28 protein-coding genes are annotated in these 26,762 nt (G+C 30.6%); 25 read left to right on the forward strand and 3 right to left on the reverse strand.

Annotation, left to right across the window (positions count from 1 at the left end):
• Positions 1–10: 10 nt before the first annotated feature.
• The 5 genes from CLVI_RS02215 to CLVI_RS02235 all read left to right on the forward strand — a co-directional run bounded on the left by CLVI_RS02215 (position 11) and on the right by CLVI_RS02235 (position 4,984).
• Positions 11–733 carry a Stp1/IreP family PP2C-type Ser/Thr phosphatase gene (locus CLVI_RS02215; protein WP_106058480.1) on the forward strand — a complete coding sequence of 241 codons (723 nt, stop codon included), beginning with the start codon at positions 11–13 and terminating at the stop codon, positions 731–733.
• Entirely contained in the window at positions 730–2,703 is a 1,974-nt protein-coding gene (gene pknB / locus CLVI_RS02220; RefSeq protein ID WP_106058481.1) for a Stk1 family PASTA domain-containing Ser/Thr kinase, read from the forward strand. Before CLVI_RS02215 ends, pknB begins: the two co-directional genes overlap by 4 nt.
• 132 nt (positions 2,704–2,835) lie before the next feature.
• Positions 2,836–3,705: a ribosome small subunit-dependent GTPase A gene (rsgA, locus tag CLVI_RS02225; RefSeq protein WP_106058482.1), complete on the forward strand. Its 870-nt coding sequence runs from the start codon at positions 2,836–2,838 to the stop codon at positions 3,703–3,705.
• Positions 3,699–4,349, forward strand: coding sequence for a ribulose-phosphate 3-epimerase (rpe, locus tag CLVI_RS02230; protein WP_106058483.1), 651 nt, complete (start codon positions 3,699–3,701; stop codon positions 4,347–4,349). Before rsgA ends, rpe begins: the two co-directional genes overlap by 7 nt.
• Positions 4,349–4,984 carry a thiamine diphosphokinase gene (locus CLVI_RS02235; RefSeq protein WP_106058484.1) on the forward strand — a complete coding sequence of 212 codons (636 nt, stop codon included), beginning with the start codon at positions 4,349–4,351 and terminating at the stop codon, positions 4,982–4,984. Before rpe ends, CLVI_RS02235 begins: the two co-directional genes overlap by 1 nt.
• Positions 4,985–5,236: 252 nt before the next feature.
• On the opposite strand, the gene rpmB is transcribed toward CLVI_RS02235, so the two are convergent.
• Complete coding sequence (rpmB, locus tag CLVI_RS02240; RefSeq protein ID WP_106058485.1) at positions 5,237–5,428, reverse strand: 50S ribosomal protein L28; 192 nt, start codon at positions 5,426–5,428, stop codon at positions 5,237–5,239.
• A gap of 193 nt (positions 5,429–5,621) precedes the next feature.
• Here rpmB and CLVI_RS02245 point away from each other — a divergent pair, with 193 nt between their 5' ends.
• From CLVI_RS02245 to CLVI_RS02270, 6 genes are all read left to right on the forward strand, one after another.
• Positions 5,622–5,972 (forward strand): Asp23/Gls24 family envelope stress response protein, encoded by a 351-nt coding sequence (locus tag CLVI_RS02245; RefSeq protein ID WP_106058486.1) that lies wholly within the window; start codon positions 5,622–5,624, stop codon positions 5,970–5,972.
• 9 nt (positions 5,973–5,981) lie between these two features.
• Positions 5,982–7,616, forward strand: coding sequence for a DAK2 domain-containing protein (locus tag CLVI_RS02250; RefSeq protein WP_106058487.1), 1,635 nt, complete (start codon positions 5,982–5,984; stop codon positions 7,614–7,616).
• 67 nt (positions 7,617–7,683) lie between these two features.
• Positions 7,684–9,717 (forward strand): ATP-dependent DNA helicase RecG, encoded by a 2,034-nt coding sequence (recG, locus tag CLVI_RS02255; protein ID WP_106058488.1) that lies wholly within the window; start codon positions 7,684–7,686, stop codon positions 9,715–9,717.
• Positions 9,718–9,809: 92 nt separating this feature from the next.
• On the forward strand, positions 9,810–10,358 hold the full coding sequence (rsmD, locus tag CLVI_RS02260; protein ID WP_106058489.1) for a 16S rRNA (guanine(966)-N(2))-methyltransferase RsmD: 549 nt from the start codon (positions 9,810–9,812) through the stop codon (positions 10,356–10,358).
• Positions 10,359–10,369: 11 nt separating this feature from the next.
• Entirely contained in the window at positions 10,370–10,852 is a 483-nt protein-coding gene (gene coaD / locus CLVI_RS02265) for a pantetheine-phosphate adenylyltransferase (RefSeq protein ID WP_106058490.1), read from the forward strand.
• A gap of 23 nt (positions 10,853–10,875) precedes the next feature.
• Positions 10,876–11,421, forward strand: a complete 546-nt coding sequence (locus CLVI_RS02270) for an ATPase (protein ID WP_106058491.1) — start codon at positions 10,876–10,878, stop codon at positions 11,419–11,421.
• Here the strand turns inward: CLVI_RS02270 and ylbJ are convergent.
• Together ylbJ and CLVI_RS02280 are read right to left on the reverse strand one after the other, a co-directional pair.
• Positions 11,401–12,576 (reverse strand): sporulation integral membrane protein YlbJ, encoded by a 1,176-nt coding sequence (gene ylbJ, locus CLVI_RS02275; protein WP_106058492.1) that lies wholly within the window; start codon positions 12,574–12,576, stop codon positions 11,401–11,403. The genes CLVI_RS02270 and ylbJ overlap by 21 nt on opposite strands.
• A 56-nt stretch (positions 12,577–12,632) precedes the next feature.
• On the reverse strand, positions 12,633–13,838 hold the full coding sequence (locus CLVI_RS02280; protein ID WP_106058493.1) for a nucleotidyltransferase: 1,206 nt from the start codon (positions 13,836–13,838) through the stop codon (positions 12,633–12,635).
• A gap of 203 nt (positions 13,839–14,041) precedes the next feature.
• Between CLVI_RS02280 and pta the strand changes: the two genes are divergently transcribed.
• The 14 genes from pta to CLVI_RS02350 all read left to right on the forward strand — a co-directional run bounded on the left by pta (position 14,042) and on the right by CLVI_RS02350 (position 26,527).
• On the forward strand, positions 14,042–15,061 hold the full coding sequence (gene pta, locus CLVI_RS02285) for a phosphate acetyltransferase (RefSeq protein ID WP_106058537.1): 1,020 nt from the start codon (positions 14,042–14,044) through the stop codon (positions 15,059–15,061).
• 16 nt (positions 15,062–15,077) lie between these two features.
• Entirely contained in the window at positions 15,078–16,274 is a 1,197-nt protein-coding gene (locus CLVI_RS02290; RefSeq protein ID WP_106058494.1) for an acetate/propionate family kinase, read from the forward strand.
• 96 nt (positions 16,275–16,370) lie between these two features.
• Positions 16,371–16,883, forward strand: a complete 513-nt coding sequence (locus tag CLVI_RS02295; RefSeq protein ID WP_106058495.1) for a YceD family protein — start codon at positions 16,371–16,373, stop codon at positions 16,881–16,883.
• 2 nt (positions 16,884–16,885) lie between these two features.
• A complete protein-coding gene (rpmF, locus tag CLVI_RS02300) occupies positions 16,886–17,071 on the forward strand; it encodes a 50S ribosomal protein L32 (protein WP_106058496.1) in 186 nt (61 codons plus the stop codon).
• 55 nt (positions 17,072–17,126) lie between these two features.
• Entirely contained in the window at positions 17,127–18,125 is a 999-nt protein-coding gene (plsX, locus tag CLVI_RS02305; protein WP_106058497.1) for a phosphate acyltransferase PlsX, read from the forward strand.
• An 85-nt stretch (positions 18,126–18,210) separates the two neighbouring features.
• Positions 18,211–18,441, forward strand: coding sequence for an acyl carrier protein (gene acpP / locus CLVI_RS02310; protein WP_106058498.1), 231 nt, complete (start codon positions 18,211–18,213; stop codon positions 18,439–18,441).
• Positions 18,442–18,544: 103 nt separating this feature from the next.
• Positions 18,545–19,237 (forward strand): ribonuclease III, encoded by a 693-nt coding sequence (gene rnc, locus CLVI_RS02315; RefSeq protein ID WP_106058499.1) that lies wholly within the window; start codon positions 18,545–18,547, stop codon positions 19,235–19,237.
• A complete protein-coding gene (locus CLVI_RS02320) occupies positions 19,230–20,237 on the forward strand; it encodes an elongator complex protein 3 (RefSeq protein ID WP_106058500.1) in 1,008 nt (335 codons plus the stop codon). Before rnc ends, CLVI_RS02320 begins: the two co-directional genes overlap by 8 nt.
• A gap of 270 nt (positions 20,238–20,507) precedes the next feature.
• A complete protein-coding gene (locus CLVI_RS02325) occupies positions 20,508–21,266 on the forward strand; it encodes a phage replisome organizer N-terminal domain-containing protein (protein WP_106058501.1) in 759 nt (252 codons plus the stop codon).
• A 101-nt stretch (positions 21,267–21,367) separates the two neighbouring features.
• Positions 21,368–21,619, forward strand: a complete 252-nt coding sequence (locus tag CLVI_RS02330) for a hypothetical protein (RefSeq protein ID WP_106058502.1) — start codon at positions 21,368–21,370, stop codon at positions 21,617–21,619.
• A 438-nt stretch (positions 21,620–22,057) separates the two neighbouring features.
• On the forward strand, positions 22,058–22,726 hold the full coding sequence (locus tag CLVI_RS02335) for a response regulator transcription factor (protein ID WP_106058503.1): 669 nt from the start codon (positions 22,058–22,060) through the stop codon (positions 22,724–22,726).
• Positions 22,713–23,696: a sensor histidine kinase gene (locus CLVI_RS02340; RefSeq protein WP_106058504.1), complete on the forward strand. Its 984-nt coding sequence runs from the start codon at positions 22,713–22,715 to the stop codon at positions 23,694–23,696. The genes CLVI_RS02335 and CLVI_RS02340 overlap by 14 nt, the downstream gene beginning before the upstream one ends.
• A gap of 102 nt (positions 23,697–23,798) precedes the next feature.
• Positions 23,799–24,554 carry an ABC transporter ATP-binding protein gene (locus CLVI_RS02345; protein WP_106058505.1) on the forward strand — a complete coding sequence of 252 codons (756 nt, stop codon included), beginning with the start codon at positions 23,799–23,801 and terminating at the stop codon, positions 24,552–24,554.
• Positions 24,554–26,527 (forward strand): FtsX-like permease family protein, encoded by a 1,974-nt coding sequence (locus tag CLVI_RS02350; RefSeq protein ID WP_106058506.1) that lies wholly within the window; start codon positions 24,554–24,556, stop codon positions 26,525–26,527. Before CLVI_RS02345 ends, CLVI_RS02350 begins: the two co-directional genes overlap by 1 nt.
• Positions 26,528–26,762: the final 235 nt, after the last annotated feature.

Raw genomic sequence — 26,762 nt, forward strand, 5'->3', positions numbered from 1 at the left:
GGGGAGAACAATGGTAGGTTATTTAACTGATATAGGAATGGTTAGAACTCTTAATGAAGATTATGTTTACTATCATGAAGAAAAGGATTATAAGATATATGTTGTAGCAGATGGGATGGGTGGTCATAATGCTGGCGAAGTAGCTAGCAAAATGGCTGCAGAGGGTATCGTTGAGTACATTACTCTAAATTATAGTTCTAAAAATAATGAGGAAATACTAAAAGAAGCTATAACAAAAGTAAACAAGGATATTTATCATTATTCAGCTCAGGAAAGTGATTTAAATGGAATGGGGACCACAATTACAGCTTGTTTTGTTACACAGGAGAAAGTTATTGTAGCAAATGTAGGAGATAGTTCTTGCTTTGGAGTTAAAGAAAATGTTCTTGTTAAAATAACCAAAGATCATTCTTTGGTACAAGAACTTTTGGATTTGGGCACTATTACTGAAGAACAAGCTTATAATCATCCTAAGAAAAATATAATTACTAGGGCAGTAGGTACTAATGAAATTTTAGATGTGGATATTTTTGTAATAGATAAGAATTTATATAACATATATTTATTATGTTCGGATGGTTTAACAAATGAGGTTACTAAAGATGAAATGATGTCAGTTGTTAATGAAAATAAGAAGCTTATAGATGTTTGTCCAAAACTTGTAGATCTTGCAAAGTACAAGGGTGGTAGAGATAATATTACAGTTTTGTTGTTTGGAGGAGAGGTAATATGATAGGTGAGATATTAGGAAATAGATATGAGATAGTTGAGCAAATTGGTGAAGGTGGAATGTCCATAGTTTATAAAGCAAGATGTAATAAACTTGATAGATTTGTAGCTGTGAAAATTCTTAAAAACAAATTATGCGATAATGCTGATATAGTAACTAAGTTTAAAAGAGAAGCTACTGCAATAGCAACACTATCTGATAACAATATTGTTAATGTTTTAGATGTTGGTACTCAAGATAATATAAATTATATAGTTATGGAATATGTTAAAGGTAAAACTTTGAAGGAAGTAATAAGGGAATTTGGTAAATTGAATTATGAGACCACAATAAAGATTAGTACACAAATAGCTAAAGCTTTAGATTGTGCTCATAAAAATAAAATTATTCATAGAGATATTAAACCACAGAATATTCTTGTTACTGAGGAAGGCCTAATAAAAGTTACTGATTTTGGAATTGCTAAATTAGCTACTTCAGAAACCTTAACAAATACTACAACTATTATGGGATCAGCACAATACTTTTCTCCAGAGCAGGCTAAGGGTTCTATTATTGATGTAAGAACTGATATCTATTCTTTAGGGGTAGTTATATATGAAATGGCTACAGGAAAGTTGCCATTTGAAGCTGATTCTCCAGTGTCTATTGCATTAAAACATATTCAAGAGGAGCCTGTTCCGCCAAAACAAATTAATTCCAGAATTCCAGATAGTCTTAATAAATTAATATTAAAGGCTATGGAGAAAGATGCAAATAAGAGATATCAAACAGCGAAAGAGATAATAAATGATCTTCAAAAGATTAAAGAGGATCCTAATGCAATTATAATTGGCAAATCAGAACAGCCGGATGATGGTCATACTATGGTAATGGCAGCTGTAAATCTTCCTAGCGATAATATTCCAATTAATAAGGATTTAGATGAGGATTATGATGACGAGGATGATGACTACTATGATGATGAAGATGATGACGAAGAAAAAAGAAGAAAACCTAAAAAGAAGAAGAAAAAGTCTAATAAAAATCTTATTATTGGGATAATAATAGCAATAGTTCTATTAATTGCAGGAGTAGGAGCCTATTCAGCCCTCGGAGGAGGGGCTCTGACTGAAAAAGATGCGATAATACCAGACTTAAATGGGATGACTCTTGCAGAAGCTAAGAGCGCTCTTGAAGGGGTTGGACTAGTATTAGAAGATGGCGGAACTGAAGAAAGTGATCAGCCTGAAGGAGCAGTTTTACAGTTTTCCCCTGAAGCTGGTTCTACCGTTAAAAGTGGCTCTAAGGTTAGAGTTATTATAAGTGGTGGCGTAACAAAGATTAAAATGCAAGATTTAAGAGAAACCTCTTTGGCGGATGCAAAAAAGGTATTAGATAAGGATGGGTTAACAAACTATACATCGATAGAGAAAAATGATGACGTTATAAAAACTGGATATGTAATTAGTACAGATCCAGAAGCAGGAAGCGAAATAACTGTAGATAGTAAAATTACAATTTATGTTAGTAAGGGACCTGCAACAAAATATGTAAGTGTTCCAGGCTTAATGGGATTGACTAGAGATGAAGCTATTGCTACACTTACTAGTGGTAAGTTAAAATACAATACTCCGGTAGAAGGAGTAACAACAGAAGAAAGTAAAAATGGTACAGTTATAAATGTATCCCATCAGCAAGGGATACAGGTTGCAGAAAATACTCCTATTACTATTACAATAGGTAAATATACTGCTCCTGTTGAAAAGACTGTAGATGTTGATGACTTAGATTTAGAGAAAGGAATGACAAAAGAGGAAGCAATTTCTGCATTCAAAGACAGTGGATTAGTATATAGTGAAAATGGTGAAAAGGGTGTATTGGAAAGCTGGACTCCTAATAAAGGAGAGTTGAAAGAAGGAAGCAGTATAGCTTTAAAATTTAAAGTTGTAACTACTCCTACTACTCCTACTAAAGATAAAGACGATAAATAATATTTTAAAGGAGCTGTCTCATAATATAAATGAGGCAGCTCCTTTTATAGGTAAATAATTAACTTTTTATTTGCAATTATATAATGTATATGGGTATTATATATATTAGTAAATAAAATATTGGAGGTATTCATGGAAGGGAAAATAATTAAAGGTATCGGTGGCTTTTATTATATTAAAACAGTTGATGGAATTATAGAATGTAAAGCTAGAGGTAAATTTCGTCATCAAGATATTAAACCTATGGTAGGAGATAACGTAACTATAGAAGTAGAAAATGGTAAGGGTGTTATTGAAGAAATACATGAAAGAAGCACAGAACTTATAAGACCTACTGTTGCAAATGTAACTTTAGCCTTTGTTGTTTTTGCAATAAAAAATCCAGAATTAAATTTTGATTTGTTAAATAGATTTTTAGTCCTATGTGAAAGTAATAGCATAGAGACAATTGTCTGTTTAAATAAAGTGGATTTAGTTAATGAAGAAGAAAAGTTACAAGTTAAAAGTAAAATTAATGACATAGGTTATGAAGTTTTATTTATAAATGCAAAAGAGGGATTAGGAATTGAAACGCTAAAGGAGAGAATGAAGGATAATGTTACAGTGCTATGCGGCCCTTCAGGAGCTGGAAAGTCTACTCTTATTAATACTTTAACTGGACGTGAACAGATGGAAACAGGAACAGTAAGTGATAAGGTAGGAAGAGGGAAACATACCACACGGCATAGTGAACTTATAGATATTTCCAATGGATATATTGTAGATACACCGGGTTTCTCAAACTTAGATATTTCATTTATGGAAAAAGATAATTTAAGGTATTGTTTTCCAGAGTTTGAGGAATTAAATAATAGCTGTAAATATAGAGGTTGTGTTCATCATAAGGAACCGAATTGTGCAGTTAAAAAAGCGGTTGAAGAAGGTAAAATAAATAAATATAGATATGAATTTTATATAAGAATTCTAGAAGAGATAATAGAAGGGGGAAAATACAAATGGTAATGATAGCACCGTCAATATTATCAGCTGACTTTTCAAAACTTGGGGAAGATGTTGAAAGATTAGATAAGGCAGGAGCAGATTGGATACATATAGATGTTATGGATGGTAATTTTGTTCCTAATATAACTATTGGTGCACCTATAGTTAGGGCATTGAGGAGTAAGACAAATAAAACTTTTGATGTTCACTTAATGGTGGCGAATCCAAGTAGATTTATTGATGATTTTGTAGATGCAGGCGCAGATATTATTACGATTCATCTTGAGGCAGAAACTCATATAGACAGAGCCATTCAATTAATTAAGTCGAAGGGCGTTAAGGTAGGATTAGCATTGAATCCAGGAACTTCCGTTTCTTTAATAAAGGATTTAATACCTCAACTTGATATGGTGTTAATTATGACAGTTAACCCAGGTTTTGGAGGACAAAAATTTATTCCATATTCTTTTGATAAGATAAGAGAGGTTAAAGCGCTAAAAGATAAGTATAATAGCAATTTATTAATACAAGTTGATGGTGGAGCAGATAAAAACAATATAAAAGAGCTTGCAGAAGCTGGAGCTACAGTTATAGTTGCAGGATCAGCAATATTTAAGGGCAATAAAATAGAAGAAAACATTAAATTATTGAAGGAAAATTCATAATGAGAGCAGTCATAGTATCAGGTGGAGAGCCTCCATCCAAGAGTTTATTGTTATCTTATCTTACGAAAGATGACTTTTTAATTGGAGTAGATAAAGGGTGTAACTGCTTATATGATTATAATTTAAAACCTAATTTGATTTTGGGAGATTTTGACTCGGCTAATGAAGAAGTTATTAAGGCTTTTACTGAAGACGGAATAGAAATGTTGAAATTTAACCCGGAAAAAGATTATACAGATTCAGATTTAGGATACATAAAAGCTAAGGAACATGGGGCAAATGAAATTTTATTTTTCGGAGCGACAGGAAGTAGAGTAGATCATTCTTTAGGAAATATAGGTATTTTGCTTAAATCCCTTAGTGAAGGAATTAAATTGGAAATTATAGATGATCATAATAGAATATTTCTAATTAATGAAGAAACTACTATAAAGGGAACCTATGGAGAAATTATAAGCTTTCATGCTCTGTCAGATGTAGTAAAAAATATATGTATTAAAGGTGCTAAATATGAATTAAGTGGATATGATATGAAGTTGCTAGAACCAAGAGCAATTTGTAATGAATTCATCGATTCAGATATTAGGATTGCTTTTGATTCAGGAATTATTATGGTTATTTTTCCAGAAGATTAAAAATTATTCACTAAATTATGAATTTCTATCATACAATAGAATGAAGAGATAGATAGATAGTTTATATTAATAGTTTTAGGGGGATAATATGAAGATTATGGCAATAAAATTACCTGGATTCATATCAAGGTTTATTAGGTTCTTTATGAGAAAAAAATAATTACATAGAAATTCAGATCATTTATTGATCTGAATTTTTTATTGGTATAAAATAAAAAAATGCATTGAAACAATGCATTTTTCTATTTTGTACTATACAGCTCTTTGAACCTTACCGGATCTTAAACATCTTGTACAAGCATGAACAGTTTTTGGTGTTCCATTAACTAAAGCCTTTACTCTCTTTATGTTAGGAGCCCAAGTTCTCTTTGATTGACGATGTGAATGACTATATTGAACTCCGGCTATAACGCCTTTATCGCATATATCGCATCTTCTTGACATTTGAAAACACCTCCTTATTTGTGAAGATAATTCTCTTCAATAGGACAATAAGAATTTTACCACATAGGAGTTAAAATATGCAAGTAAAATATATAATAATTTCTAATATTAAATTTCTTTATATTATATAAATCTTGAATATTATATGTTTCTAAGATAAAATAGGGTTAAGGAAAGAATAGGAGGAATTGTAATGATTGGATTTTCTAAAGAAAATGGATATATACATTACTCTGATGAGGTTTTAGCTAAAATAGTTGGATTATCAACTATGGAGTGCTATGGGGTAGTAGGAATGGTATCTAAAAATGCTAGCGATGGCTTTTGGGAACTTATAAGAGTAGAAAATTTAAGCAAGGGAGTAAAGATTACTCTAACTGAAGATGATAGATTAAATATCGAATTGTTTGTAATGGTTGAATATGGAACCAAAATATCTGTTATAGCAAACAACATAATACAAAAGGTTCGCTATAGTGTAGAAAATTTCACAGGATTAAAGGTTTCATCGATAACTGTAAATGTTCAAGCGGTAAGAGTCTAGGAGGTAGCAATGGAATATATAGCAATAAATGGCCGTGATTTTTATAATATGGTAGTAAACGCGAGCAATAGATTAGCAGAAGAAAGCGAATTTGTTAATAGTTTAAATGTTTTTCCTGTTCCAGATGGAGATACAGGTACAAATATGTCAATGACATTTAAAGCGGCTGTTAAAGAAATCGAAAATATGGATAGTACATCTATTGGAGATGTTTCAAGAAAACTTGCTAAGGGTGCTTTAATGGGAGCAAGAGGTAATTCAGGAGTTATACTTTCTCAGATACTTAGAGGCATCTCTAAGGGGCTGGAAGGATTAGAAGAAGCAAATGTAGCTCAAATGGCTATAGCTTTAAACGAGGGCTCAACAGCAGCATATAAAGCTGTAATGAGACCTACAGAAGGTACAATTCTTTCTGTAATTAGAGCGACTAAGGATTCAGCACTTATTTCACAAGAAAAGGATGTTGCAGAATTTTTACACGAAGTAACAAAAGCAGCAAAGGTAATGCTTGATCATACACCAGAGTTATTACCTGCTTTGAAAAAAGCTAAGGTTGTAGATTCAGGTGGAATGGGACTGTATATAATACTTCAAGGTATGACATCTGCACTTAAAGAAGATATTGAAGCAGAAATTAAGGATATCAAAATTTCTGAAGGTGGACTAGTAGGTGCAATATCTACTGAAGATGTGGATATTAAATTTGGATACTGTACAGAATTTATTATTCTAGGAGATGCTAGTAAAGCTGCTAAATTCCAGGACGAAATAGAACCTCTTGGAGATTCAATGATAGTAGTTGGATATGATGATGTCATTAAAGTTCATATTCATACTAATGATCCAGGAAATGTATTATCAAAGGCAGTTCAAGTAGGTCAGCTTTCAAAAATAAAAATTGATAATATGAGAGAAGAGCATAGGGAATTATTATTAAGTCAAGAAGAAATAGCAAAACATACAGTAGCAAAAGAAGAAGTCGAAACTAAAAAGTATGCGTTTATAACAGTTGCTATGGGAGATGGAATAAGTAATATATTCAAGGATTTAGGCGCTGATTATGTGATTGAAGGCGGTCAAACAATGAACCCATCAACACAAGATATGCTTGAATGTATAGAAAAAATTAATGCAGAACACATTTTTATACTTCCTAATAATAAAAATATTATTATGGCAGCATCACAAGCTGCTGAAATTACAAATAAGGACGTTAGAGTTATACCAACTACATCAATTCCACAAGGAATTACCTGTGTAACAATGTTTAATGGAGAAGCTAACGTGTCTGAAAATGAAAAAGAGCTAAATGAAATTATGAAATCTGTTAAAACAGGTTCAATAACTTATGCTGTTAGAGATACTGAAATTGATGGAATTGAAATTAAAGAAGGAAATATTCTTGGCTTGATTGAAGGAAAAATTAAAGAAGTGGGCCTTGATAAGTTTGAAGTTTCAGAAAAGGTACTTGAGAATATGGTTGACGGTGATAGTGAACTTATTACATTGTTTTATGGTAAAGATATTGAAGAAGATGAAGTTGGTATTTTTGTTTCAAAATTAGAAGAAAAATATCAGGACTTGGATATTCAATGTTATAAAGGAGATCAACCTTTATACTATTTCTTAATAGCAGTAGAATAAATTTATTTAACTATAGCAAAAAGCACCTTGGGTGCTTTTTGTGTTTTTTGGAGGACAAATATAAGTTATGGATATATATAGTTCAGTTTCTACATTAAAGGGTGTAGGCCCTAAGGTTTTAGAAAAACTAAATAAGGCATCAATATTTAACATTCTGGATTTGCTTTTATATTTCCCAAGAGATTATGAATTTATAGGCGGAAACCCGACTTTTGAAGATATTGATGGTGAAATAAAACAAATTTTAACATGTGCAGTAACTTCTATAAAGAGGGATATTAGAACTAGAACGGGAAAATATTTATCAACTATTGAATTTGATTATGATGGGCACAAGATTGATGGGAAATGGTTTAATCAACCTTATGTAAAAAATAGCTATAAGTTAGATAATACATATAATCTAATGGGAAAATTCAAGAAAGTAGGAAATGGTTTTCAAGTAATAAACCCTGTAATTGCATGCAGGTCGGGTTTAAGTAGTGAAATAAAACCTATATATACGCTTAAGGGAGAGCTTACAGATAAGCTTTTATCTAAATTAGTTAGTACGGTAATGGATATTATAACTATAAGTGAAAATCTGCCTAAGGAAATTCTAGATAAGTATAAACTAATCGGATTAGATGAGTCTATAAGAGAAATACATTTTCCGAAGGACAACAATTTGCTTAAAGCTGCAATCGCTAGGTTGAAGTTTCAAGAGTTATTTACTTATTCAATGAAGTTATTGCTGTTAAAAAACAAGATAAAGGGAAGTAGTAATGGTATTAGTATTCCTTGGAATGATAAATTAGGTGAGTTAAAGAAAACACTACCATTTCAACTAACTAATGCACAAACAAGAGTTGTTCGAGAAATATTAATGGACCAGAAAAGTCATCATCCTATGAATAGATTAGTTCAAGGAGATGTTGGTAGTGGAAAAACTGTGGTTGCTTTTATAGCTATATATAATGCTTATACAAATGGGTATAAAGCCGCATTTATGGTACCTACAGAAATATTAGCTAATCAACATTATGAAGAGGCTAAGAAACTACTAGGCCCATTTGGAGTTGAGATAGAACTTTTAACTGGAAGTACATCAGCAAAGGAAAAAAAGAGGATAAAAGATAGAATAAAAGAGAAGGAGCCCTTAGTGGTCATAGGAACTCATGCTCTTATACAGGAAGATGTAGATTTTCAGGATTTAGGACTTGTAGTTACTGATGAGCAACATAGATTTGGAGTAGAGCAAAGAAGTAAGCTTATTAATAAGGGGAAGAGAGCAGATGTTATTGTAATGACAGCTACTCCAATTCCTAGAACTTTAGCACTTTATCTTTATTCTGATTTAGATGTTTCTGCAATAGACGAATTACCACCAGGAAGAAAGAAAATTGATACAAGTGTCTATAGAGAAAGCTCAAGAAATAAAGCGTATGAACTAGCAATGAATGAAGTTAAAAAGGGTAGGCAAGTTTATGTTGTATGTCCCCTTATAGATGAGGATGAGACAAAGCAATTAAATTCTGTTGAAAGTATATATAAAAGGCTTAAGGAAGGCATTTTTAGTGATGTTGAGGTTGAAGTTCTACATGGCAAAATGAAATCTTCTGAAAAGGAAGATATTATTAATAGATTTAAAGATAATGAAACAAAAGTATTAATTTCAACAACTGTTATTGAAGTTGGTATAAATGTTCCTAATGCTTCAGTTATGATAGTAGAAAGTGCCCAGAGGTTTGGGTTAGCTCAGCTTCACCAACTTCGTGGAAGAGTTGGACGTGGAGAATACCCTTCCTTTTGCATTTTAATCGCAAATATAAAAAGCGATACCACAAAAAAGAGAATGATGATAATGGCTGAATCAACAGATGGATTCTATATAGCAGAGCAGGATTTAAAACTTAGGGGCTCTGGAGAAATGTTTGGAATGAAACAAAGTGGAGAAGAGGGGCTGCTTCTAGCTGATATATATGAGGATATGGATATATTAAAGTATGCTAGGGAAGAGGCTAAATTAATACTTGAAAATAAAGAGGACGAGAATAAGAGATTAGTATATGAAATTTCTCAGGGCCTAGAAAAGAGTAGTAAATATATTTGTTTTAATTAGAATGAAGCTATTATGATATACAATTTTAAAATTGTATATACATGACGAATGTGATAAAATATTAGTAGTGTTACACCAAGGAGGACTGAAAATTGAGAATTATAGCAGGAAAAGCAAGAGGTCGCAAATTAATCTCTCCAGAAACTATGGAAACTAGACCTACTTTAGATAGAGTTAAAGAAGCTATGTTTAGCATGGCTCAAGGATATATTTTAGACGCTGTAGTTGTAGATGTCTTTGCAGGGACTGGAAGTTTAGGATTAGAATCAGCAAGTAGAGGAGCTAAGGAAGTGTATTTGGTTGACAAAAGCCCTGTTACATATCCTTTGTTAAAACAAAATGTTGAAAATTTAAAATTTCAAGATTTTTGTACCCCTCTTAACATGGATGCCTATGAGGCTTTAAGAATGTTAGCTAAAAAAGATAAAAAGTTTGATCTAATATTTATTGACCCTCCATATTGTAAGGAAATGATACCGGAAGCTATAAAGATAGTTAAGGAAAATCAATTATTGCAACCAGATGGCCTAATAGTTACAAAAATAGATACTGTGGAAGAAATATATGAAGGATATGAAGATATAAAACTTACACGAAGTAAAAGATATGGTAATACAACTGTTTGTTTTTATCAGTACTAGGGAGGCAAATAATGAGAACAGCAGTTTATCCAGGTAGTTTTGATCCCATAACTTTAGGGCATTTAGATGTTATTTCAAGAGGTGTTAAGGTTTTTGATAAAATTATTGTTGGTGTTTTAGTTAATGTAGATAAAACTAGTCTCTTCAATATTGATGAAAGAGTGGAATTAATAAAAAGAGTTACTAGAATGATACCTAATGTTGAGGTAGTTAGTTTCGAGGGATTATTAATTGATTTTATGAAAGAATACGATGCTAATGTTATATTAAAAGGTTTAAGAGCTTTTTCGGATTTTGAATATGAATTTCAGATGGCACTCATGAATAATAAATTACAACCAGAGATAGAAACGTTGTTTATGATGACCTCAGCTCAATATTCATATTTAAGTTCAACAGCAGTTAAGCAAGTCGCAAAATTTCGTGGTGAATTAAAGGGTTTGGTGCCGGATATGGTTATTCCGGATATAATTAATAAAATAAATCAAAAATAGAATTTATTAGATGGGGTGGTATTATGGGAAAATCAATGGATGTAAATATTGTAGAACTTTTAGAGTATCTTCAAGATTTAATTGAGAAATCACCGAAGGTGCCTATTAGTGGAAGAACTATGGTGGATAGGAAAGAGATACTAGAGGTTATTGATCAGATAATTAACTATTTGCCGGATCAATTTAAAAAGGCTCAATGGGTAATGAATGAGAGAGAAAGAATACTTGGAGAAGCTAAAAAAGAATATGATTCTGTCAAAAAAGAAACAGCAGATATGATGAGGCAAAATATTGAGAATCACGATATTGTTAAGGAAGCTAGAATAAGAGCACAAGAAATAGAAGCTGCAGCGAAAAGAGATGCTAAGGCTATTAGATTAGGCTCAAGAGATTATTCAAATGAAATATTAACAGAATTAGAGCGGGAAATTACAAATAAGAAGGAAGAGCTTATTAAAGCCCTTCAAGCAAGCTTTGAAGGAGTAGCAAATGATATAGATAAGAATCTAACGAATGCTAGTTCTACAATTAAAGAAAATATCAAAGAATTACGAGATATGAATAAATAGTTTTTTTAATATCTTAAAAAAAACAGTTAAGGTAAGTATTGCAATGAGTGGAACAAGATACATGAAAATATTTATAGTTGTTCCATTAGAGGAAATAATTGTCCCAGTTTCAACTGTTCCAAGATAGAAATAAGATACAATAAAAGTTATTATGAAGCTTATTATTCCTTGAATAAATTTTAATAAGCTGTATCTTATCATAGATATTTTATCTTTACTAATAAAAGAGCTTACTTGAGCAATTATGCAAAGTCCTGAAAATGAGCATAAGAAACTTATTATACTTAATTTTATAGAGAAATTAAAGGCGGATGTAGCTATTAGGTTGCATCCATTTGTTATTTCTATGCTTCCAAGAAGAAATCCGAATAATGAATCCTTTGGTAAGTTTATAAATTCTTCTAGGTTGCTTATAAAAAAGTGTATACTTACATTGCTTTTTATTATTCCTATAATTATGGAAAAAATAACAATAAATCCTCCAATTGATATTGTAGTATTTATTGCTTTTTCAAGGGCTTCTTTAAGTAACTCTCCGAAATTTTTAGTATTCACATAAGTTCCCATTACTTCAGGTGAAGTGTGTGGTCCTTTTTTTTTGATAATAAAGCCTACTATAAGTGGAGAAAGGTAATTAGCAATAAGCAATAAGTACCCAAGGTTAACATTTCCTAACAAGGAAGTGGCAACGGGGCCTAATATAAATAGGGGGCTGCAATTGGTTGCAATATTTAATAAAGAAGCATATTCATCTTTTTTTATATATTTTAAATTATATAAATCCGAACAGTACTTGGCTCCAAGTGGATAACCGCAAAGGAAGCTAGTAGTTAAAGGTAACGAGCAATTCTTTGAAAGACCTAGAGGTTTACATATTAATGGACCTAAGAACTTTGAATATAAACTAATACCATCGTAAGATATTAATAGATTGCAGATTAATGAGAAAGGAAGTACTGTAGGCAAAATTGCTAGAAACCATATTTTACATCCTTCTATAGCAGAGCTTGTAGCAGTTTCTAAATTCATAAAAAAAATTAAAATTAGCAAACTAATAAAAAAACATATTATGTAATTTTTATTTATATCTATTAGTTTAAATAACATTTGTATTAAAAGTATAATAATAATCCATAAGAAAACAATACTAATCAAGCTAATCACTCCTGTCTATAGTATTTATATTTCTTATTGCTAAATTATAGTATACTTTATTTTAAATATATTGGACTTTTATAATAATCTTCTAGAGGAGAAATATTTGGATTTAAAATTGAATATGCCTTGGTACCAAGTAAATCTAATTTGAGTTTATCATCTGAAATTTTCTTGGGAACTTTTGTTAATATATTTATTTGATCTTTATCCTTTATTTCTTTTAGAATCTTAATACCGGTATCGTTGAAGGCTAAAGGTCTTATATAATTTGTTCTTTCATTCATTATTTCTTTAGCGTTATAATTTTCAAGACCAATAAAAAAGCAGGTTAAAATTCTGCTGATTCTAGTGTAGGTATAACGTTTGCTTTTTACCTTTAAAATTAATTCGCTTAAAGAGTGTGATGCAATTATTTCTTTTAAAATTTTATTATCTAATCCTTCTTTAACATCTAAAATATCTTTTATCTTTTCACCCTCTGTTAAGAGTTTGTATTTTAAATAGGGAAAAATATCATCTCCATATACAAAGTTATAGTTGTTATTAGCTAAATCAGTGAAAATCTTATAGGTATTTGTAGGAATTGAATTTTTTAACTGGCTTAAATCATTAGAATCTTTTAATTTAGCTCTAATTGATGTAGCAGAGGGATAAATTGTAGATAGTTCAGAAGTATTATAATCTGCTCCAACTCGTTTTAATGTTAATGGAACTATTGAACTATCTGATTTTTTTATTGCTTTAATATACTCAATTGCTAATATGTTATTAGAATTTGATAGTATCTCTGTGCAAGGAATTTTAGGTAAATATTCTTTCAAAGCAACACTTCGTGCTGTGTGATAAGGGAATCCTTTTTTTAATTCTGATTTAAGTATACTTCTATAGGCATCTGGTTCATATAATAGGGTAGATGCAATTATATCTAGGTCTGATGTTTCACCGTGTTCACTACCGAAGAATATATTGCTGACAACTCCAGTGCTATTTAATATATTCACTGCACCTTCAGAAAAACCTTCTGCTGACGAAATGGAATATACAAGGGGTAATTCAATAACTAAATCAACACCATTTTCTACAGCCATCCTTGCACGGGTCCATTTATCTATTAATGCAGGCGTTCCTCTTTGAACAAAGTTTCCACTCATTATGCATATAATTCCTTCGGATTTTGTATCTATCTTAGCTTTTTGCAGATGATATAGATGCCCTAAATGAAAAGGGTTGTATTCAGTTATAATACCTGTGATTTTCATAATAAGCCTCCTGTGAAAATTTATATTAATTATATCATAAACTATAGAGGTAAACTAAAATAATAATGAGGATAGATTGTCTGATAATTGAGACAATTGGCAATTATAAGACTTTAATAAAAGGAGATTTTAAGGTTGAAATGTGTAGAGGCATAGGAGTATAGTATATGGTAAGAGGAATATATAATGAAAGGAGAATATATATGGAGCTTATGAATAAAATTCTGGAAGTTGCAAGACGTGATAAAAAAAGAATAGTACTTCCAGAAGGCAATGAAGAGAGAACAATAATGGCGGCAAAAAATATTCATGAGGAAGGTATTGCATTTCCTATATTAATAGGAGATAGAGAAGCAATTTTAAATAAGGCAGTACAGATTGATATAGATTTGACTGGTATTGAAATAGTAGATCCTGAAAAATCAAATAGATTAGATAAATATATACAAAGCTTTTATGAACTAAGAAAGGCTAAAGGAATGACTGTAATAAAGGCTGAAAAAATAGTTAAAGATCCTTTATATTTTGCAACAATGATGGTAAAAATGGACGATGCAGATGGAATGGTGTCGGGAGCTGTACACACGACTGGAGATCTTCTAAGACCAGGATTACAAATCATAAAGACAGCACCTGGGGTATCAGTTGTATCAAGTTTCTTTATTATGGTGGTTCCAGGTTCTCAATATGGAGAAGAAGGAATGCTTTTATTTTCAGATTGTGCTGTTAATCCAAATCCAAATGAAGATCAATTGGCAGCAATTGCAATTGCTACAGCTGAAACTGCAAAGGAAATATGTAAAATCGAACCAAAAGTTGCTATGCTTTCCTTTTCAACTATGGGAAGCGCCGATAATGACTTAGTAACAAAGGTTAGAAACGCTACAGAAAAAGTTAAAGAACTTAGACCAGATTTATTAGTAGATGGAGAATTGCAATTAGATGCAGCTATAGTACAAAAAGTGGCAGGTCAAAAGGCCCCAAATAGCAAGGTGGCAGGAAGAGCAAATGTATTAATATTCCCTGATTTACAATCGGGAAATATTGGCTATAAATTAGTTCAAAGATTTGCAAATGCTGAAGCAATAGGTCCAATTTGTCAAGGGTTTGCTAAACCTATCAATGATTTATCAAGAGGTTGTAGCTTCGAAGACATAGTAAAGGTTGTTGCAATTACTGCAGTTCAAGCACAACAAGGACTAAAAAAGCAAAAAGAAAATTAAAGGAGGCGTAGTACTCATGAAAATATTAGTAATAAATTGTGGAAGTTCTTCTGTGAAATATCAATTAATTGATATGAGCAATGAAGATTTACTGGCACAAGGGTTAGTTGAAAGAGTAGGAATAGATGGATCAATTCTTACTCAGAAAGTAAAGGGTAGAGATAAGTATATTGTACAAGTGCCTATGAAGGATCATAAGGAAGCGATTAGTCATGCTTTAAATGCATTAGTTGATAAGACTAATGGAGTTATTAAAAGCATGGATGAAATTTCTGCTGTAGGTCATAGAGTTGTTCATGGAGGAGAAAAATATTCACAATCTGTATTAGTTAATGATGAAGTTATGGACTATTTAGAAGAATGTGTAAAATTAGCACCGCTTCATAACAGGCCAAACATAATAGGTATAGAAGCTTGTAAGGCACTTATGCCCAGGATTCCTATGGCTGTAGTTTTTGATACAGCATTTCATGGAACAATGCCTAAACGGGCATACCTTTACCCACTACCATATGAACTTTATGAAAAGCATGGCATTAGAAAATATGGTTTTCACGGAACTAGTCATAAATATGTTTCGCAAAAAGTTGCTCAGGTTATGGGTAAAAACATTGAAGACATAAATATTATTTCTTGCCATATAGGAAATGGAGCAAGTATTACAGCTATTAAGGGCGGAAAATCTATAGATACTTCAATGGGATTTACCCCTCTTGACGGTGTAGCAATGGGAACTAGGAGCGGTAGTATCGATCCAGCAATTATAATGTATTTGGTTAAGGAACTTGGATATACAATTGATGAAGTTAGTGAAATTTTAAATAAAAAGTCTGGAGTTTTAGGAATCACAAGTATAAGCTCAGACTTAAGAGATATTAAGGAAGCTGCGTATAACAATGAAAATGAAATTGCTAAATTAGCTTTAGACATTTTTAGTTATAAGATAAAAACACAAATTGGTGCATATGCTGCAGCCTTAGGTGGAGTAGATGTTATTGTATTTACAGCAGGTATTGGTGAAAATTCTTTTGAAACAAGAATCGACATTTTAGAAGGCCTTGAATATATGGGCGTGCATTTAAATAAGGAAAGAAATAAGGTTATGGGAGAGATTGCTTTAATATCAACTGATGATTCGAAAGTCAAAGTTTATGTCATTCCGACTAACGAAGAGTTAATGATTGCAAAAGAAACAAGAGACTTATTACATTAATCCCTTGACTTTTAGTCCGATGCTTTATATAATAAATTGTGTTTGTTCAGCAAATATTTCTACTAAGGAGTGAAAAGACTCATTAGAGTCTGTCTTATGAAGATTAAATTATCAGACTTAATTTCAAAAAAAGAACGGAAAAAGAATATTTCACTTAATTTTAAGATTGAACCCTTTACTTTTGAAGGGGACAAAGTTAATCCAATATCAGAAGTTATAACAGAAGGTTCAGCTGCGGCGGATAATGATGTTGTAAGCATACAAATACATATCCAGTGTGAAGTAGAACTTATTTGTTCAAGATGTTTAGATACCTTTATCTATCCAATAGATATTGATATAGAAGAAAGGTTTACAAGTGATAGTAGTCTTCTAATAGGGGAAGATAATCTAACATTTGTACAAGATGATGTTTTAGACATCGCAGAAATTGTTGAAAATTCAATAATTTCGACCTTACCTATTAAAAAACTTTGCCAGGTGCATTGCAAAGGATTATGTCAAAGTTGTGGTGCTAACCTAAATAGGCAAAGTTGTAACTGTAACAACGAAGACTATGATATCAGATTAGAAGGATTAAGATCGTTGTTGAATAATAAGGAGGTGTAACAATGGGAAATCCAACAAGAAAAACATTTAGAGCTAGAAGAGATTCAAGAAGAGCTCAAACTATGAAGACAAGTATACCTGGTATAGTTGAATGTCCTCAATGTCATGACATGAAACTTAGTCATAGAGTATGTAAGAATTGTGGTTATTATAAGGGCATAGAAGTAGTAGCAATTGCTCAAGAATAAAGAAAGTCTTTTGACTTTCTTTTCTTTTATTTAAACGAAAAAAGGAGAGAAAATTATGAAGATAGCTATAGATGGAATGGGTGGAGATCATGCACCTAGGGCTGTAGTAGAGGGTATGGTACAAGCATTAAAAGAATATAATGATTTAGAAATATATATTACTGGGCCAAAAGATAAAATTGAAGCGGAACTTTTTAAATATAATTACTCTAAGGAACGAGTAACAATAGTAAATGCAACAGAGGTTATAGAAGCTAATGAGCATCCTGTTATGGCCTTAAGAAAGAAAAAAGATTCAAGTATAGTTAAAGCATTGAACTTAGTAAGTACAGGGGAATGTGAAGCAATAATTTCTGCAGGAAGTACGGGAGCATTTTTAGCGGGATGTACCCTTATTATTGGAAGAATTAAAGGAATTGAGAGACCGGCCCTAGCGCCTATAATGCCAGGACGACGAGGAAAATTTATGGTTGTCGATGTTGGTGCTAATGTGGATTGTAAACCGGAGTATCTAGTTCAATTTGCTAAGATGGGTAAAATATACTATGAAGCTATGTTTGATTCAAAAAATACTTCTGTGGGTCTTGTTAATATAGGGGTGGAAGACGAAAAGGGTAATGAATTAACTAAAGCTACTTATAAACTTCTTAAGGAAGAGGAGTTTAATTTCGTTGGTAATGTTGAACCTAGAGAAATTCCTAAGGGAGAAGTTAATGTATTAGTTACAGATGGATTTGTTGGAAATACAGTTTTAAAAATGTATGAAGGCTGCGCTTCAAATTTATTAGGAATGATTAAGGATGAAATTTATTCATCGTCAATATTTGCGAAACTGGGAGCTTTACTATTAAAGCCTGTTTTCAAAAAACTTATGGTTAAATTTGATTATAAGGAAGTTGGAGGAGCACCGTTTTTAGGAGTAAAGGCAGTTTGTATAAAAGCACATGGTAGTTCTGATGGAAAGGCTTTTAAAAATGCAATAAAACAAGCTAAGAGTTTCAAAGAAAGAGGGATATTGTCTAAAATTGAAAGCGAAATGGCAAAAACAAAATAATATTCCAAATTTATTTAAAAGGTATATTGACGAATATATTTATATATACTATTATCAAAAGGAAAGGACTTTGGAGGTGAAGATAATGTTTGAAAAAATACAAGAAATAATAGCAGATAAACTTAGTATTAATGTTGAAGAAATTACTTTGGAATCATCATTTACAGATGATTTGAATGCAGATTCTTTAGATATTGTTGAATTAATAATGGCTTTAGAAGATGAACTAGACTTAGAGATACCTGATGAAGAAGTTGAAGGATTCAAAACAGTTGGAGATGTAGTTACTTACGTAAAGACACAACAAGAGGACTAATATAATCCCGCATTTTGGCGGGATTTTCATTTTAGAATAGTGTATTCTTGAATTTATTAGAATGAAAATCTAAAGATTGAAGAATACACTTATAGGAGGCACAATGAAGAATTTAATAAATGTTGAAGAGGCTATTGGAGTCAAATTCAATAATTCAACTTTAATACAGACTGCACTTACTCATAGTTCATATGCAAAGCAGTTTAAGGATGCACAGTACAACGAGAGGTTAGAATTTTTAGGTGATTCTGTTTTACAATTATGTATTACAGAATATTTGTTTGTAAATTATAAAAATAAGTCAGAAGGGGAATTGACTAAGATTAGAAGCCTAATAGTATGTGAAAATTCCTTATATAAAGTTGCCCGAAAAATTAATCTATCAGAGTTTATTAGAATGAGTCGAGGAGAAGAACTAACTGGCGGTAGAGAAAGAATTTCTATACAAGCTGATGCTGTTGAAGCCGTTCTTGCTGCTATATATTTAGATAGAGGGATTGAAGAAGCAAATAAATTTATTATGGAAAAGTTTATGGACATAATTAGCAAAGCTGTTCAAAATAAGATAATATTGGATTTTAAGACCAAATTACAAGAACTCTTACAGGTAAATGGAGAAGTAAATATTACTTATGAGTTAATTAAATATGAAGGGCCACCCCATCATAGAAAGTTTTTTGTTAGTGTTTTTCTGGCTGACAAGGAGATGGGTAAAGGTCTAGGGTATAGTAAAAAGGAAGCTGAACAAAATGCAGCAAAGGAAGCCTTGATTAACTTGGAAGCTATAGATGAGTAAAGATTATTATATTATACCTATATTTGTACCCCACGAAGGATGCCCACATAACTGTGTATTCTGTAATCAAGATAGGATAACAGGTGTAAAGGATAGAGTTACTGCTAGAACTGTATACAATATAGTTGATGAGTATTTAAGTACTATTAATAGAATTGGTTCTACTGTGGAAATATCTTTTTTTGGGGGGACATTTACAGCTATAGAGGAAAAGAAACAACAGGAACTTTTGCAAGTAGCCATGGAATATAAGGATAAAGGTTTAATTGATAAAATAAGATTGTCGACTCGTCCTGATGCAATTAATCAGTATATACTTAATTACATTGAGGAATACAAGGTTGATATTATTGAACTTGGAGTACAATCTCTCTATGATGATGTTCTTGTGGCTTCAGGAAGAGGACATACAGTTAAGGATGTGGAAGTGGCATCTAAGCTAATTAAAGAGTCTGGCTTTACATTAGGGCATCAGATTATGCCTGGGCTTCCAAAGGACAACTTTAATAAAGATATTATGTCTGTTAAAAAATCAATAGAGATGAAACCTGATATCTGTAGAATATATCCTTCCTTAGTAATAAAGGATACTCCAATGGAAACTATGTATCTAAGAGGGGAGTATATCCCATATTCATTAGAGGAAGCCGTTGAAGTATGTAAAGAGCTTTATAAATTATATACTGAGGCTAATGTTCAAATTATTAGAATAGGGCTTCAACCAACAGAAGCTATTGCTAAAGATGTGGATGTCATAGCTGGGCCATTTCACCCCGCATTTAGAGAATTAGTTGAGGGAAGTTTGATGAGTGAAAAGATTAGAGAAACATTAGGAAGTCCTTCAAAGGCATTGGTGGAAATTAATGAAAAAGATTTAAGCAAGTTATATGCAAATAAGAAATTTTATTATAATAAGCTGAGTAGAGAAGGTTACGAGATACAGGTTAAGGTTTCTGGTGAATTAGAAAGAGGAAATATTTTAATAAGTAAGATTATTTAAGATGCAGCTATTAGCTGTGTCTTTTTCAATATAAGGGAAATTATAGATTCTTTTATAAAAAGATATTACATCTTGTGGGATGTAGTGTCTTTTTTTTATTTTCTATAAAAATATAATCAAAAGGAAAAATTTGTAGAAATTTAATGAAAAAAAATCACTCGATTTACTGTAATATTTTTATGTAAAGCATATATCTAAAGTGAAAAGTACAATGAAAAAAATAAATCCGTGTACAAGCGAGTACGCGAGATATCATGAGGAGTGATTATTATGAGACCGAGAAAAATTGTTAAAATAAAAATTGATATGTATGAAGATATTAAATTAAAAATAATAGATACAAGGCCTGAAAGGGATCTTATCCAACATATTTGGTCTAGGCTTGTAAATTTAGCTGGTAAGGTTAATCAGGAAGGCGATTTATATATGTCAAAAAACATGCCATATACTATTGAAACCTTAGCAATAGAATTTAATAGAGACTGTAGGCAAATTAAGTTAGCCCTAGATACATTTATAGAATTAGAAATGATTGAACTTAATGAAGTTAATGTTTATAGAGTTACGAATTTTGCTAAACATCAAAACATTAAGGTGCAAGAAAAAATAAAGTCTAAAGATGAAGAGGTAAAAAATAAGGAAATAGTGGTAAAAGAAGATTTGAAAAAAGAGATATATGATAATGAAGATAAAGGGTTTGAAAATACAATAGGTCAAAATAAAGTTGAAGTTGTTAAAATTGAGGACATAGGTAATTTAGAAACTACTAGCAGTAGCATTAACAAAGTTGATAAAACAGTTAAGGACAAGCCTAATAATAAGTTGCAAGAGAAAATTCCTATAGGTTTGGAAACCAAGAAAAATATGATGATGGATAAAAAGAAGAAAAAAGAGAAAATCTATGATTTTACAGATGAAAAAGATGAAAAAGATGTTAAAGGTAATGATATGGTTGATTTTCAAGATTATGATGAGAATAAATCTTTGGGTAAAGGTGAGACTTTAGTTAGTCGCTTCGTGGTCTTTTAGATAGAGATGGGTGTTTGAATGTGACATATTATGTGATTGTTTACTAAAATCTAATGTATAATAGAGGTATGAAAATATATTTGCAAAGAAGGAGAGTTCATATGCCGTTATTAATAACACAAGAACAGTATAATCATGCAATGTCAATTATACATGGTAAAGACGTATTAATACCATTTTTTCAAGAGTTAAAAGAATGGATAGAAGAAGAATATCAGATTAATGTAATAGATTTTATTATGGAAGATTCAATTTGTGAAGATAAAAAGAGGATACTTATGCTAATTAATAAAAGTCTGAATTATCAAGAAAATAGGTATCGTAAAAAATTAGAGCAGATAAATAAAATATGATGAGGCATATATCACCTTTGACAGTAAGGAAGTTTTAGATACTTGTTATAATGGAAACCTATGGCACTATTATAAATAGTAATGTTTTCTATTTTTGCACGTGAGAGCGAGTAAAGTGTTGGTTATGTCTATAATTGGAAGCTGCTGTTGCTAGAGAAAAGGACTTAAATATTGAATAAAGTTTAGGATTATTAATGGGGAACCGTACCATAAATAGTACAATACTATATATGCTTTAAAATAATTCGGATTTAAACAATATGATCACAATTTAATATTATGGCTTATTGTAGTGATGAATTTAATGAAAACTCTAAATCGGATTTACAGTAGATTTATCTTAGGCGTGAAAGAACATATAAAAGGATTAAAGGTAAAATTATAGAATTAAATAATAAATAATAAATTTAAAATAAGATTAAATAAAAGAGGATGAAGATGAGGAAAAAACTTTTACTTATAGAAGATGATGCTAAGTTAATAAAATATATGGAAGAATACTTAAGTGCTTATGATTATTCAGTTCAAACAATAAAAGATTTCAATCATGTTGAGGAGGAAATATATAAGGCCGAAAGTGATTTAATACTTTTGGATATAAATCTTCCTAAGTTTGATGGATTCTATTTTTTGAAGGTAATTAGGAAAAAGCTAAATACTCCTATTATTATAGTTTCTTCAAGAAGTGAAGAGGGAGAACAAATTAGAGGGATAGATCTAGGCGCAGATGATTACATAACAAAACCTTTTAGCATGGGAATACTTTTATCAAAAATAAATGCAGTCTTAAGAAGAACAAATAGTTTCAATGAAAACATTATTGAGGTTAAGAATATAAAGCTTTTTTGTGAGAGCATGGAAATAAGAGTAGATAATGAAAGTATTCCTTTATCTAAAAATGAATACAAGCTCCTTAAGATATTTTTCATTAACTATGAAAAAGTAGTTAAAAGAGAAGAATTGCTAGAGGTATTATGGGATGAGGATGAATTTGTAGATGATAATACTTTAACAGTTAACATAACAAGGTTAAAGAAGAAGCTTAAGGATAAGGAAATACAATTAACCATAGAAACGAAGAGGGGGATGGGCTATGTCCTTAGGTAAATTAGTAAGAGCTACTTTAAAAAAGGAGAAAGTTTTTCTTTCTATTTATTTATGTAGTGTTTTTTCTATAATGCTCTTTTATTACTTTCTATATGATAAGGAATTTATGTTTTATCCTATTTTAATGTGTTTATTTTATTTAGGTGTATATTTAATTTATAAATTTTTTATATACAAATCATTTTATAAATCCCTTGAAGAAGTAAAAACAAGTCCTAGTTATAAAGCTGAAGATAGTATTTTTGAAGAAGTATTTGATGAAATTAGAGAAGTCCATAATGATTATATTTCAAAAATATATACTTTAGAAAACAGAAATGAAGAGAAGGAGAAATTACTTATAGAGTGGATTCATAATATGAAAACTTCTGTTGCAGTAATAAATTTGGCAATAGAAAAATTATCTGATGGAGATGTGGTTAAGGATATAAGAGGTGAAAACAGTTTATTACAAAAGAATTTAGAAGGAGCATTAAATATATTTAGACTTGGAGCATTTTCTAAAGACTATGTCCCAGAAGGTATAAATCTAAAGAAGCTAGTCAAGAAAAGTATTAATTCACAAAAAAGAAATTTCATCTATGCTAATGTATTTCCAGAGGTTAATATTCCTGAAGATTTTTATATCTTATCAGATTCAAAATGGAGTGAATATGTTGTTGTGCAAATTATAAGTAATGCTATAAAGTATTCATTAGCAGCAAGGAAGGTATGCTTTTATGCAGAAGAGAGTGAGGATAAGGTTATACTTTATATACAGGATTCAGGAATTGGAATAAAAACTGAGGAGCTTTCTAGAGTTTTTGAGGCGTTTTTTACAGGCAGTAATGGAAGAAAAGAAGAAAAATCTTCTGGTATAGGACTTTATATGTGTAAATGTATTTGTGATAATCTTAATGATGAAATACACATAACGTCTGAGGTTGATAAAGGGACAAGAGTTAGTATTACATATTTAAAAGAAAAGTAACCTTTCACTCATGTAAGGTTAGGTAAGCAAAATCGATTTGAGAATATGGTAATAGATAATATACTTTAGATAAAGTTTAGAAAAGGAATGAGGTATATTTATATGAAAGTTTTAGAATGTAAAAAAGTAACTAAAGTTTATGATGCATTTAAAGGCGCGCAAGCTATAAAAGCACTTAATGACATATCCTTTAAGGTTGAGGATGGAGAATTCTTAGGAGTTATGGGGCCTAGTGGAAGTGGTAAAACAACTTTATTAAATATTTTAGCTGGAATTGATAAAGCTACAGCAGGTGAAATTTTTATAGGTGAAAAAAATATTATTACTATGAAAAAGGATGATATGGCTATTTTTAGAAGGAACAATATTGGTTTTATATTTCAAGAGTATAATCTTTTAGATAGCTTAACTGTTAAAGAAAACATAGGATTTCCTTTAACATTAGATAGGGTAAAACCAAAAGTTATTGAGGATAAGGTTAATGAATTAATAGAATATTTTGGTTTAAAGGAAGTGAAAAATAGTTATCCTTATAATATTTCAGGTGGTCAAAAGCAAAGAACGGCAGAGGCTAGGGCGTTAATTAAAGAGCCTAAAATAATACTGGGGGATGAGCCTACAGGAAATTTAGATTCAAAATCATCAATGAATATAATGGAAAGTTTTAAAAAGATAAATGAAGAGAAAAAATCTACAATTGTTATGGTAACTCATGATCCTTTTGCAGCATCCTTTTGCAAGAGAATTATATTTATAAAGGATGGAGCTATTAAGCTTGAGATAAACTCTAATGGAAATAGAAAAGGGTTCTTTGATAAGGTAATAGAAGCTCAACTTGTTATAGGGGGGCAAGAATAATGGATTTTTCTTCAATGATTATAAAAAATATTAAGCATAACATTAAGAATTACACAGCTTATCTTCTTGGCAATAGTCTTATTCAATGTATTCTATTTATGTTTTTTACTTTAATATTTAGTCAGGAATTTATGAATGCAGATGAAACTATACCTTTAAAAGCAAATATTAATTCTACAGTGATAATAATGGTAGCTTTTTCTGCAATATTTATAATATTTACAACAGTTTCTTTTACAAAATACAGGGGAAAAGAATTTGGAGTATATTTTACAATAGGATTAACTTCAAAAGAAATAATAAAGATACTTTGCTATGAAAATATTATAATTTCTATGTTATCTTTTCTATTTGCATCTATTGGGGGAAGTGTGTTTTCAAAACTTTTTCATATGGCTATAGGAAAAATATTAAGAATTGACAATATACTTATTCCTCTAAGTTTTAAAGCTTATGGAACAATATTATTAATTTCAGCTGGAATATTTTTATTTACTACAGGATATCAAATGGTGTTTTTAAAAAGATATTCAGTTATTAATATATTAAAGTCTAAGTCAAAGAAAGATGTAGGAAGTACAAGTGTTATTTTAGGAATTATAGGAATAATAATTTTTATTAGTTCACTTATTGCATTTAATATGCTTGTTAACGACAACGCAAAAATTAATTCAAACTTAGTTCTTTCATATTCTATATTTGGAACTGCAGTATCAGTTTATTTATTAATAGGGTTTTCAATGACTGTGGTAGTAAAGGTTCTGAGGAAATTTAAAAGAACCTATAATAATAATATATTATTTGTTAATTCGCTTGCACATAGGTTTATGTCTTATAAATCAGTGTTATATGTAGTTGCATTAATGGTTTCAGGTGCAATGATATTTATATCTATGGCCTATAGCAATTATAAGTCAACGGAGAGAAAAATTGAGATAAAGTATCCTTATGATATGAGTTTTATAGTTGATAAAAGTCAGATGAATAATAAAAACATAAAAGATATTGTTTTAAAGAACTTAGGTGAAGTTAAAAATTACATTGCGTTAGAAGGATTAAATATTCCTGATATCAGAGTTTATGAAGGTAAATGCTTATATCGTAGATTTAATTTGTTAGTAATAAGTGAAGATAACTATAGAAGTCTAGGAAAGAAGGAACTAAATTTAAAAAGAGGAGAAGTTCTTTATTCTCATACGCAAAAGACGGGAGGTCTTTTAGATGGGGGCTTTATTTTAGATTTATCTAAGAAAGAAATTAAAGATGAAGTATCTTTAGATCAATATAAAGAGCAACATAAGATGGATGAGTATATGTATGTAGCAAATGAAAATAAAAGAGATGAAGTATCTACTGCTGTAAATACCTTCTACAGCGATAACTATCTTAGAGGTGATGAGATAGTTGTTAATAATGAAGATTATAATATGATGAAGGAAAAGCTTGGAGATGAAGTAGTCACCTATGATGTACTTTTTAATGTTAAAAATAGTGAGGGTCATGAAGGTTTAAAGGATAGTTTAGAGTCTAATTTAAGTAAGGCAGTTAGTGATACATTAATTATTAAGGAATCCATGTTTGATGCTGCTATTAAAGGAAATGGTTTTATGCTATTTATTTTTAGTTTTATGGGAATGATGTTTTTAATAGGAAGTGCGGCAGTTTTATACTTTAAGACAATAGCATCTATTGAAGAGGATAGAGAAAGAAGTAAACAATTAATGAAAATAGGCTTAACTAGAAATGAAATTAATAAGTTAGCTATGAAAGAATTAGGTGCAGTATTTCTTGTCCCTCCAGTTATAGCTTTAACTTGTACAGGTTATTTTTTATCTACTATATTTAATGTTATTAGTGATGGTGAAAATATGTGGAAAAATAGTTTGTTTGTTTTTGCTGTATATTCTGTTATTCAAATTATATTTTATGTTATAACTAGTAGTAAGTATAAAAAGCAGATTAATAGAATTTAGCACTAGTTAATAAAAAAGTAGAGAAAATAAGATGTGTGTATTAATATAGTAAGTTTAATAGATCATTATCACTATAGACTTGTATCTCTAGGTGATGATGAATTAAGTGTAATAATAATTTATTAAACCATGTATATTACCAGGATTTATGGAGTTATTACCAAAGGAGCAAGAAATATTTAAGGATACCTATAAGGGATACAGTAGACTATTGTTTAGTTAAATTCAAAAATAG

It is taken from the genome of Clostridium vincentii, from assembly GCF_002995745.1.
GTDB lineage: Bacteria > Bacillota > Clostridia > Clostridiales > Clostridiaceae > Clostridium > Clostridium vincentii.